The organism is Leptolyngbya cf. ectocarpi LEGE 11479, from assembly GCF_015207065.1.
Taxonomy (GTDB): Bacteria; Cyanobacteriota; Cyanobacteriia; order Phormidesmidales; family Phormidesmidaceae; genus Leptothoe; species Leptothoe ectocarpi.
Genome location: NZ_JADEXP010000238.1, coordinates 1 through 10124, shown reverse-complemented (window position 1 = coordinate 10124; position 10124 = coordinate 1). Strand labels below are relative to the sequence as shown.

Annotated in this window: 11 protein-coding genes; 1 reads left to right on the top strand and 10 read right to left on the bottom strand. The window is 52.5% G+C overall.

All coding sequences use genetic code 11. The features are described 5' to 3' along the window. The coding region (locus IQ260_RS20970; RefSeq protein ID WP_193995045.1) for a Clp protease N-terminal domain-containing protein at window positions 1-192 on the bottom strand (192 nt) is incomplete at its 3' end. Between the two features lie 79 nt (window positions 193-271). Next, window positions 272-697, bottom strand: a complete 426-nt coding sequence (gene gloA / locus IQ260_RS20965) for a lactoylglutathione lyase (RefSeq protein WP_193995044.1) — start codon at window positions 695-697, stop codon at window positions 272-274. Window positions 698-1018: 321 nt separating this feature from the next. On the opposite strand from gloA, the gene eno reads away from it, so the two are divergent. Then, window positions 1019-2311, top strand: coding sequence for a phosphopyruvate hydratase (gene eno / locus IQ260_RS20960; protein ID WP_193995043.1), 1293 nt, complete (start codon window positions 1019-1021; stop codon window positions 2309-2311). Between the two features lie 70 nt (window positions 2312-2381). On the opposite strand, the gene IQ260_RS20955 is transcribed toward eno, so the two are convergent. From IQ260_RS20955 to IQ260_RS20920, 8 genes are all read right to left on the bottom strand, one after another. After that, window positions 2382-3020: an ExbD/TolR family protein gene (locus IQ260_RS20955; RefSeq protein WP_193995042.1), complete on the bottom strand. Its 639-nt coding sequence runs from the start codon at window positions 3018-3020 to the stop codon at window positions 2382-2384. Window positions 3021-3045: 25 nt separating this feature from the next. Further along, window positions 3046-3711 carry a MotA/TolQ/ExbB proton channel family protein gene (locus IQ260_RS20950; RefSeq protein ID WP_193995041.1) on the bottom strand — a complete coding sequence of 222 codons (666 nt, stop codon included), beginning with the start codon at window positions 3709-3711 and terminating at the stop codon, window positions 3046-3048. Window positions 3712-3770: 59 nt separating this feature from the next. Then, window positions 3771-5084, bottom strand: a complete 1314-nt coding sequence (gene lpxB / locus IQ260_RS20945) for a lipid-A-disaccharide synthase (RefSeq protein WP_193995040.1) — start codon at window positions 5082-5084, stop codon at window positions 3771-3773. A 41-nt stretch (window positions 5085-5125) separates the two neighbouring features. Then, window positions 5126-5950, bottom strand: a complete 825-nt coding sequence (gene lpxA, locus IQ260_RS20940; protein ID WP_193995039.1) for an acyl-ACP--UDP-N-acetylglucosamine O-acyltransferase — start codon at window positions 5948-5950, stop codon at window positions 5126-5128. A gap of 11 nt (window positions 5951-5961) precedes the next feature. Next, entirely contained in the window at window positions 5962-6465 is a 504-nt protein-coding gene (fabZ, locus tag IQ260_RS20935) for a 3-hydroxyacyl-ACP dehydratase FabZ (protein WP_193995038.1), read from the bottom strand. A 37-nt stretch (window positions 6466-6502) separates the two neighbouring features. After that, complete coding sequence (gene lpxC / locus IQ260_RS20930) at window positions 6503-7363, bottom strand: UDP-3-O-acyl-N-acetylglucosamine deacetylase (protein ID WP_193995037.1); 861 nt, start codon at window positions 7361-7363, stop codon at window positions 6503-6505. Further along, window positions 7363-9600, bottom strand: a complete 2238-nt coding sequence (locus IQ260_RS20925; RefSeq protein WP_193995036.1) for a BamA/TamA family outer membrane protein — start codon at window positions 9598-9600, stop codon at window positions 7363-7365. Before IQ260_RS20925 ends, lpxC begins: the two co-directional genes overlap by 1 nt. Before the next feature lie 208 nt (window positions 9601-9808). After that, a partial coding sequence (locus tag IQ260_RS20920; protein WP_322745008.1) for a phosphoribosylaminoimidazolesuccinocarboxamide synthase occupies window positions 9809-10124 on the bottom strand: 316 nt, incomplete at its 5' end.

Sequence of the window (10124 nt, the reverse complement as noted above, 5' to 3'; positions counted from 1 at the left end):
CTGCAAAATCAACCCTGGGTCCAGACTGGCCTTTGACAAAATCGTATCAGCCAGCCCCTGCTGCTCAAGCAGAGCCACCATCACATGTTCAACTTCAAGATATTGCTGGCGAAAGCGTCTGGCGACATCTTGAGCTTGAACAATGGCATCCCATGCCTTGGCGGTAAACTTATCGGGATTGGATGGCTGCATGGGGTCTGATGGGGCTGGCAGGGATAGGAACGATCAAGTATATCAACTGGGTGTATTCGGCGTATTTACCATTCACCCCCTAAGCTGTTGTCGCGGCTTCTTGGGGCTGGGACGCTGCTTTATCTTTTAGTTGAATCAACTCAACCTTATAGCCATCGGGGTCACTCACAAAAGCAATCACCGTTGACCCGTGTTTCATGGGTCCTGGTTCTCGCACAACTTTACCACCTCGGGCTTTAATCGCTTCACAGGTGCTATAGATGTCATCCACGCCTAGGGCAATGTGACCATACCCTTCACCGAGATCGTAGGATTCCACACCCCAGTTGTAGGTTAGCTCCAGCACACTATGGTCACTTTCATCGCCATAGCCAACAAACGCCAGGGTAAACTTACCACCTGGATACTCTTTTTGACGCAGTAGGGTCATGCCCAGGACATCACAATAAAACTGCAGCGATCGGTCTAAGTCGCCCACTCGCAACATTGTGTGTAATAAACGCATCGCGACGTCTCCCGTTAATTTAGTTTGGGTCTAGTTTGGGTCTAGTTTGGGTTCGAACTCATCCTAGCGCTGGTCTAGTGGCCGTTGCTGATTTACGAGGCCGATTTACGAGGATGAAACCGTACCAGGGATCGGTAATGAGAAGTAGATCCATGTGCTTTTCCTCACATTTTGCAAGGCAACCCTATCGTTGGTGAGGATAGCACCGTATGCTGGTTTATCGTGCAATCCTTTAGCTGCCCCAGGCACCAAAAGATTGGCATTCCAGTGAGTCCTACATACCCGTTTACCCGTAGTTAATCCACAAGGAAACACAGATTGATGATTGACCTACTCGAAACCGCCATTGAAGAGATTCGTGCCCGCGAAATTTTGGACTCTCGAGGTCGCCCTACTATTGAAGCTGAAGTTTATTTATCTGTGGGAGCCGTAGGTTTGGCTCAGGTTCCCAGTGGTGCCTCCACGGGTACCTTTGAAGCCCATGAGTTAAGAGATGGGGATGAACGCTATGGGGGTAAGGGAGTACTCAAGGCGGTCAATAATGTGTACGAAAAAATTGCCCGTGAACTGATCGGGCTAGATGCTCTTGATCAGGTAGTGATCGACCGCACAATGATCGCCCTAGATGGGTCAGAGAACAAAGCCAACCTGGGGGCTAATGCCATTCTGGCGGTCTCGTTAGCCAATGCTAAGGCAGCGGCTGAAGCATTGGGCCTCCCTCTCTATCGCTATTTGGGTGGGCCGTTGGCCAATGTCTTACCGGTGCCCTTGATGAATGTGATCAACGGGGGTGCCCACGCCAATAACAACGTGGATATTCAGGAGTTTATGATTGTGCCCAGCGGTGCCAGCAGCTTTAGAGAAGCGCTGCGCTGGGGGGCAGAGGTCTTTGCTAGCTTAAGCAAAGTTTTAGATCAAAAAGGCCTGCTTGGGGGTGTGGGTGATGAAGGTGGTTTTGCACCTAATTTGGGGTCTAACCAGGAGGCTCTAGAGATTTTAATTGCGGCTATTGAATCGGCGGGGTACAAACCTGGTGAGCAAATTTCGCTAGCCCTGGATGTGGCCGCCAGCGAATTTTATCAGGATGGCCAATACACCTTTGATGGCACGGCGCACTCGCCAACAGAAACCATTAACTATCTGGATAAGCTAGCCAGTCACTATCCAATTGTTTCAATTGAAGATGGCCTGCATGAGGAAGATTGGGACAGCTGGAAAGCATTAACCCAAAAGATTGGTAATCGGGTACAGCTGGTGGGGGATGATTTGTTTGTGACTAACCCCACCCGTTTGCAAAAGGGGATTGACGAAGGGGCCGCTAATTCAATTTTGATTAAGTTAAATCAGATTGGTTCTTTGACTGAGACCTTAGAGGCGATTGACCTAGCCACTCGCAATCGGCTGACGTCGGTGATTAGTCACCGGTCCGGTGAAACCGAAGATACCACGATTGCTGATTTGGCTGTGGCTACTCGAGCCGGTCAGATTAAGACGGGTTCTCTGTGTCGCAGTGAGCGGGTGGCCAAGTACAACCGTTTACTACGGATAGAAGATGAACTAGCGGAGCAGGCGGTCTATGCCGGTACGGTTGGCATGGGTCCTGGCCAGGGATAAAAACCTGGTGGTCTAGAAAAGAGCAGGAGCACCCCTTATGGGTGCCCTGACAGGTTTTATCCCTGGCAGACTATTCTTCGCTAGGTGGTAGTGCCGGTAATGTGCCACCGGGTGTGGTCGGAATCGGTGTTGTTGTGGATGGTGAAAGCGGATCGTTGGCCCCTGGCGAGCTAGACCCTGAACCGCCAGGAGTTACTCCATTAGACCCTGAACCATTAATCAGATCCTGAATATCCGGAGGCAGATCACCGGGCAGCAGGTCTTGGGACGTGCCAGGCGCTTGGGTACCGGCGGGCAAAGTGGCTAAGGCAACACGATTACCACCCACCTGGCGCAGAATATCTAAAACGCGGACAACGTCGTCATAGCGCGAGTCCTTGGCAGCGTACAGAACCACAATGCCGGCGGGATTGCCATTGTAAAAATCAGCCACCAGTCCTAACAGGTTTTGTTCCAAGATGGGGTCTTGATCGAGATAAATGCGGCCAATGGGATCCACGCTGACATAAAGGCGATCGCGACCCGTGGTTAGGGCCGTGGGCGGCAGGGCTGAGCTGGTATTGGCATTGGGCAAGTCTAAATTAATGGCCTGCTGACGACTGCCAACAGCGGCCAAGATAAAAAAGGTGAGAATGCAAAAAACAACATCGACCAGGGGAAGCAGCTCGATTTGAATATCGCTTTGTTGCTCATCTATGTCTAATTTCATGGCCATGATCGATTCACCACCTTATCTAATTAACTGAAGCACCTAATTCACTAGGACGCCCACTGGTCAAGGACCAGGCCTGACGATAAAGCAGTTCTAACTCACTGCCGGACTGACGAAAGACTTTGGCCTGTCCAAAGACTAAGCCTTGAAATAGACGATAAAACATCAGACTAATAATGGCGATAATCAGCCCCGTTGCAGTGGTGATCAGGGATTGGCCAATCCCGCCTGCGGCACCGCTGGTGGCGCTACCAATGGCTAAATCGTTGAGATCGAGGGAACCCAGGGATTTCATCAGACCCAGTACGGTACCTAACAGACCTAGCATGGGAGAAACGGCGATGACGAGTTCTAGCACTTTATCTCCTCGTCGCATGGCGGCCAATTCTTCGTTGGCGGCAGTTTCTAGGGCGAGGCGAAAGACTTCAGGCTCCTGGTCTTTAAGCTTGAGGGCCGCATAGAGAAAACGTCCCATGGGCAAACGGTGAGCCCGCTGAGCGATTTCGGCTGCCGCTGTCCATTCCCGTCGGGCGGCTTCTAGGACCCGGCCAGCAACTTCGCGCTCACGGGTAATAATGCGAGACCAAAACCAAATGCGTTCCACAATGGTGCCCAGGGCAATTACTGATAGGACAACCAGGGGCCACATGGCCACCCCACCTTGCTTAAAAATGTCAGTAATGTCCACTCACTTTCTCCCTGTACACTTCATCAGACGCATGTTACCCTGCTCGGGTCCCAGATTGGTCAGTATTCTTTAGGGGTATCTGTAATAGATTTTCCCGTCTTGCCCATGGCCAGATCTAGAATTTCGGTGGCGGCGCGATCGCAAACACCCACCGTCCCCAAATGATCTCTCATTGTCCTGTAGCCCTCCACCATTTTCTGCCGCTGATCCGGATCGTTCAGCAGATTTAACGCCACCTGGCTGATGGCCTCAGGGGTGGCATCCCACTGGACAAACTCCGGCACAATCGGCTCCATATTAACCAGATTTACCGGCGAAACATAGGCAGCTGAAAATCGTAATACAAATTCTGCCACCCAGGCAGTCAGGCGATTTAAACGGTACATCACCACCTGGGGGACTTCCATCAGGGCAATCTCCAGATTAGTGGTGCCCGATTTGCTAATGGCGAGATCGGCCGCTGCGATCGCCAACATCTGCTTTGGCTGAGGCACCACCTGTCCCCTCAGTCCGTACGCCTTGAGTGCGGTCTCTAAGGGCTGACGAAAGGTGTCTCGGGCTAGGGGCACCAAAAACTGCAGCTGGGGGTTTTGGACCTGGAGCTGTTGGGCCGCTGTAAACATAATTGGTAACACATAGGTCAGCTCCTGGGGGCGGGAGGCGGGTAGTAAGGTTACCACCTGGGCCGTCGGTTCTAGCCCTAACTGTTCACGGGCGTCTTGTTTAGCGGTAGCTGGACAATAGTTAGCAAACTTGTCCAATAGGGGATGGCCCACCCAAGAGACCTGGGCTCCTTTTTCTCGATAGTAGCGGGCTTCCCCCGGAAAAATTGAAAGGATCCGATCGGCAACAGACAAAACCTTAGCCGTATCTCCCGGAACAGTCGCCCATACCCAAAGATGGGGCGCAATGTAGTAGGCAATCGGCACCGTTGATAGCTGACGACGAATAAATCTCCCGATGGCGACATTCGGCCCCATATAGTCAATTAGAACCACCACATCGGGGGGCACCTGTTTTAAGTGCTGTTTAGCCCGCTGATTAAGCTTTAGCGCAGCAATGATATGGGGCAGGGCTTCAAAAAAGCCAATGGAGCTGACGGCGACGGTATTGCCAATCAGCTTGGCCCCGGCGGCGGCCATCCGGTCACCGCCCATGGCACTAACCTCAATGGCAATGTCTTGAGCCGCAGCACAACGCTCCAGGGCCTCCACCAACAGACTACCTTGGAGATCGCCAGAGACTTCTCCAGTGTGAATAAACACCCGCAGGGCCGTGGGCTCAGGAGTAGCGAGAGTGTTGGTCTGACTATTAGTCTGAATGTTGGTCTGAATGTTGGTCTGAATGTTGGTCCGGATAGTATTACGCTGCATGGTAGAAACAATCTCTAGGGCTAAGGAAGCAATCCCCAACCCTAGGACCGAGAAATATGTCGCCCTGGAATCACACCCCGCCGACCTTTTTGTTGGGACGCTACCAAAAATCGATGGAGATGTTGCACATATTCGTTGTTGGCAACGGAGTCCAACTTGTTCAGGGCTTCACTAAAGGTAAGCCCTGAACGATACAGTAATCGATAGGCCTGCTTGAGACCGTCGTAAACACGACCCGCTTCTAGATCTCTAATACCCGAGCGTTTCAGACCGACTTGATTTAGACCTCTTACCCGAGATGGATTACCTTCCACCATCATGTAGGGAGGAACATCCCGCTCAATGCGGCTCATGCCACCCACCATGGCATGGCGACCGATGTGAACAAACTGATGAATCCCCACCAGACCGCTAATGCGAACATTGGACTCAATGTGAACATGGCCGGCCAAAGCAACCGAGTTGGCAATGATAACGCTATCTTGAATCAAACAGTTGTGGGCGACATGGGAGTAGGCCATCAGCAGATTGCCATTGCCCAAGCGGGTAATCTCACCAAATCGGGTGGGTCGATTAATGGTGACATATTCGCGAATATTGTTACCATCGCCGATGGACACCAGGCTTTCAGAACCGTCGTACTTAAGATCTTGCGGTTCTAACCCAATCGCTGCGCCAGTAAAAATGCGATTGCGCTGACCAACCTCGGTATGACCATCAAGCACCACATGGGGACCTATTTCGGTGTCTTTCCCAACACTGACTTTCTCCCCAATCACAGCATAGGGTCCCACCTTGACACTGGGATGAACTTGAGCCCTCGGATGGATGACCGCCGTGGGATGAATCAGAGCAGTTGGGAGCATTGGGTTATGTTTTATTCAACCACAGAAAACATGAGGGTGCCTTCGCACACTAATTGACCATCGACTTCAGCTTTAGCTTGCATTTTGCCGAATTTTAGCCCGCGTACGCTGAGCAGCTCTGTTGTGATAACCAGCTGGTCACCTGGCACAACCGGTCGGCGAAATCGCACTTTGTCGATCCCGGCAAACATGCACAGACCGTTGACACCGGGCATTTGGGTGAGAACAATCCCGCCTACCTGGGCCATGGCCTCGACGATGAGCACACCGGGCATAATGGGACGCCCTGGAAAATGCCCTTGGAAGTGGGGTTCATTGAAGGTGACGTTTTTTAGACCGACCGCCTGTTTACCAGGAACATAGTCAATAATGCGATCAACCAAGGCAAAGGGATAGCGATGGGGTAACAGCGCCTGAATCTGCTCTAGATTGAAGGTGATAGGGGACTCGCTCTCGGCAGCGGCCGGTTGAGACTCTTGGTTGGTGTGGGTTTTATCTTGAATGACGGTGGCCATAGACTTTTTTTAACAGCAACGGCGTAGGTGTTCCCGGCTAAGCAGAAGCCGATGGATGAGCTGCACAGACAGCCGCTACCTGACGAGCTAACTGCACGTGCAAACTGTGACTCGCTCGATAAGCGCTCACATGCATCGTAGGGAGAACACCTAATAAACTGAGATCCCCTACTAAGTCTAAAAGTTTATGACGTGCCGGTTCATTTGCAAATCGCAGCGGAGGATTCAACCAGCCTTCTTGGTCACAGACGAGGGCATTTTCAAGACTGCCACCTTTGATTAATCCTTGCGATCGCAACCCGTCAATTTGGTGGGCCATGGCAAATGTGCGCGCCGGGGCCACCAGCTCAGCAAACTCCCCATCAACCGGGGACCAGCTATGCCATTGATTGCCAATCGCCGCCACCGGAAAGTCAATACCATAGCTAAAGCGCATCTGTGAGGCCGGGACCGCCATCACATAGGCATCTCCATCCCGTACAATCACTGGCTCCCTCAACACCCCACAGAGACGCACCGCCGTCTGCTCCACGGTGCCCACCACCTGGATTTGGTGTATCCAATCCCGAGCAGACCCATCCAACAACGGGACTTCCGGCCCGTCAATTTCAATCCGGGCGTTGTCTACGCCCACCGCCCATAGTGCTGCTAGCAGATGCTCTACCGTTCGCACCGGTCCCTCTGAGGGACCTAGCTGGGTGGAAAGACGAGTTTGACTCACCGCTGACACCTCAGCAGGAATCATCTCATCCCCCAGATCTGTACGGACAAAATAACGACCGCTATTGGCCGCTGCTGGCAAAATCGTCACCTGGGTCTTTTGACCTAAATGCAGACCCACACCAGTACACGTAACAGACGCAGCCAGGGTGTGCTGTAATGCGGCCCCCGCCGACATTAGAATCGCTCTCCGATACCAAAGTGAATGCGGCCATCACCATCATCCCCAAAGCCATAGTCCAGCCGGAGGGCACCCAACGGCGTTTGTACTCGCACACCCGCCCCATAGCCAAAACCATCTCCGGGCTTGCCACGAATTATGGCAGGGTCTCCAGGCACATCACCCCCTGAGCCTAAATCAGAACCATAGTCAACAAACAGTGCCCCGCCTAAGAACGAGGTAAACAGTGGAAAGCGATATTCAGCCGTGGCCTGCACAAAGGAACGACCGCTGCCTAAATCTCCTTCGTCATAGCCCCGCACCGAGTTAGTTCCCCCCAGGGAGAACGCCTCGTAGGGGGGCAGATCGCCAATCACCGTCCCGCCTTGCACATTCAGGGCGATAGTCTGGGGACCGTCGCCAAACTTGACGAAATTAACCGGTAAGTAACGACTGTAGCTAGCGCGCACCCGATTAAAGAAAATGGTGCCATTCCCCACCGGAATAGTTTGCTCAGACCCCAGACGCAACAAGCTACCGCTCGTGGGTGCCAAGGGATTATTACGCTGATCCCAGACAAGACCAATGGGAATACTCAAAAGATCGTCACGTCCGCTACCGCTAAAGCTTAGCTCGTTACCCAATTGGTCTTCAGGTGACAGGTCACCATCGCTATCACGAATGGAAACCCGTTGATATTCCAGACCAACAGAACCACTCCAGCCCCTGTTATCCCAAGGATCATCTAGGGGACGACTAAAGGTCACCCCGCCACCCAAACGGTTAACCCGAGGTGTGTCTCCATTGGGCAGATCCACATCTGTGTCCCCCCCATCAAAAATCAGAGAAATTGAACGCCGATTAAAGCCATTCACCGTATAGGACGTGTGATGAGGATCTCCAGCTATCCAGGGGTCATTAAAGCTGACGTCAAACAGCAGATCGCTCTCACTCAGCTGCACCTCAGTACGAAGTGTCTGGTCGTTGCCGCCCAGGTTATCTTGTTGATAGCTAACGCTACCAAACACATCCCCTCGCAGGTTGAAACCGACTGCAGCCCCCACTGAGCCGGTACTACTTTCATCAATGTTGACCACCACTTTGACCTTACGGGGGTCTTCGTCACCGGGGTCTAACGACAGACGAACATCATCAAAAATACCTAGGCCAAATACCCGCTGCAGATCGGCTTGAATATTGTCCTGTCGGAAAACATCCCCAGGTTCAGTTCTGAACTGTCGGGTCACAATAAAGGGACGAGTCTTGCCGTCGATGGGTTCTCCCTCGGCATCGACGCTGTTACCGTCCTCGTCGATGTAGCGAACTTCAATCGATTCGATCACCCCTTCCGCCACAATCAGCGTGGCTACACCATTGTCTGACACTTGGGGAGCCGCCGTCACCTGGGCCAACACATACCCCTGGGAGCGATACCACTCATTCAGTTCTAAAATGCCATCTTGAAAATCAATCAGGTTTAGGATTCTGCCATACTGCTCACCAAAGATTTCATCCACCTGATCGTCGGGCAGCACACTGGCGGTGTCAGCATCAGTGCGAATGGTTACCCCGGTCAGTATGGGGTTAGGCTGCACACCGAAGGTGACGCGCACCCCTAGATCCGTATCATCAGGTCTGGCCCTAACATTGGCGAAAAAGCCCGTGGCAAATACATTGTTGATATCTTCTTGCAGCTGACTGCGGGTAGCCGTACGGCCAGGACGCAAGGTGAGGGCTTGATAGACAATATCTTCTAGATCTGGATCAAGGGCACTACCGTCTAAAGTAACAACGTCCAGCTCTGCCACAAGTACCGGGATTTCCTCTTCCACCGGCTCTTCTTCGGCAACGCCTTCGTCTGGCGTTGCGTCCGAGGGCGTTTCAGCCTCTGGAGTTGGCGGCACGTCAGGCTCTTCGGGGGGCCGAGCGGGTTGACCGATGCCCTCTAGCAGGCGCTCTAGTTTTTCTTCTGGGGTTTCGTCTGGAATTTCTGCGTCTTGCACCAGGAGGGTGTCATCAACAGGCGCAGGGCTGTTTTCCAATTGCTGGGGTGGTGAAACTTCCACGGTTTCAGCTTCCACGGTTTCAGCTTCCGAAGGCAGCTCTACCAGCTGAGCCATATCAGCGGTTAGTCCCGCATCATCAGCTTCAGCTGTTGATGTCTCAACCACGTCGGTCGCATCTGCTGCGAGCACGGGCAACCCAAACAATGTTGCAACGGTACAACAAGCCAATAGAGTCGGCGAAAAGCGCATAGGCGGTCCTGTAAAACGTACTCCTGACACCACGTGGGAACAGCAGCTCTTAAAAGCTCCTGTTAATGACATACACTAAATTCGGCCCTTAGGATCTGTAGACACAGCCCTAGGAACGCTTTTCTAATACGCAGCTGGGCCGTCTAGAAAAGCATGAACAGAATTTAATATTTTCTGAAAGATTCTACCGCACCGTCTCCCTAAGTGCTCAATTTGTATGTGCCAGAATTCGATCTAACACCTGCTGATAGCCCGATTCCACATCGCCTAGATCTTGACGAAATCGGTCTTTATCCATCACTCGTCGGGATTCATCGGTTTCATTCTGATTCCAGAGACGGCAGGTATCGGGGCTGATTTCATCGGCTAGTACCAGGGTGCCATCGGCCAAGGTGCCAAACTCTAGTTTGAAATCGACAAGGGTAATGTGACAGCTATTAAAAAAGTCTATGAGGGCCTGGTTGATGTGCCGCGCCATGTGCTGCAGCTGGGCAACCGTGTCGTCACTGGCAATGCCCATGGCT